The sequence below is a fragment of the Acetobacter zythi genome, from assembly GCF_963921165.1.
Classification (GTDB): Bacteria; Pseudomonadota; Alphaproteobacteria; order Acetobacterales; family Acetobacteraceae; genus Acetobacter.
This window is the reverse complement of record NZ_CAWUEO010000038.1, coordinates 1-719: the sequence shown is the minus strand read 5'-3', so window position 1 is coordinate 719 and position 719 is coordinate 1. Positions and strand designations below refer to the sequence as shown.

General features: G+C 63.1%; 2 protein-coding genes. Both read right to left on the bottom strand.

What is annotated here, in order from left to right; all coding sequences use genetic code 11:
* The coding region (arsC, locus tag AABE20_RS11245; RefSeq protein WP_338333148.1) for an arsenate reductase (glutaredoxin) at positions 1-301 on the bottom strand (301 nt) is incomplete at its 3' end.
* Entirely contained in the window at positions 298-651 is a 354-nt protein-coding gene (locus AABE20_RS11240; RefSeq protein WP_034927484.1) for an ArsR/SmtB family transcription factor, read from the bottom strand. The genes arsC and AABE20_RS11240, both read right to left, overlap by 4 nt.
* Positions 652-719 lie beyond the last annotated feature (68 nt).

Here is a 719-nt window from a genome sequence, read left to right as displayed (position 1 = left end):
CAAGCGGTGTGACAACGATGGGCCGGTTGATCAGGATCGGGTGTGCGATCATGGCGTCGATCAGCGTATCATCGCTCAGGGCCGGATTATCGAGGCCGAGTTCATGAAAGGGCGTGCCCTTTTCCCGCAGGACCGTGCGCACCGGAACCCCCATACGGGCGATCAGATCGACCAGTTCCGCACGGCTGGGTGGCGTTTTCAGATATTCGATGATCGCGGGCGCGATTCCCGCATTGCGGATCAGTGCCAGCACGTTGCGCGACGTGCCGCAGGCCGGATTGTGGTAGATGGTGACGGTCATGGGCAGGATTCCGGGGACGGACAGCTGGAGGACAGGTTTGCGATCAGGGGCGCGCAGAGTTCTGGGCTGCCCGCACAGCAGTCCCTGACGAGGAAAAGCATCAGGCCCCGCAGGCTCGGAAGACAGGCGCGATAGACGATCAGCCGGCTGTGGCGCTGCGAGGTCAGCAGGCCCGCGCGTGTCAGGGTGGCAAGATGGGCCGAGATCGTGTTCTGCGGGACATCAAGGTGCCGCGCGACGTCCCCGGCGGGCAGCCCGTCCGGTTCGTGGCGCACCAGCAGGCGGAAGATCTCCAGCCGCGTGGACTGGGACAGGGCGTTGAGGGCCGAGAGTGCGGATTCTGTATCCATAAATCGACGATCACGGATATATGGGATGAAGTCAAGACCACCCAGGACATGCCTCGTTCAGAGCTTGG

Coding starts and splice junctions, on each gene's coding strand:
- AABE20_RS11240 (WP_034927484.1), bottom strand. CDS start 651: ATGGATACAGAATCCGCACTCTCGGCCCTCAACGCCCTGTCCCAGTCC.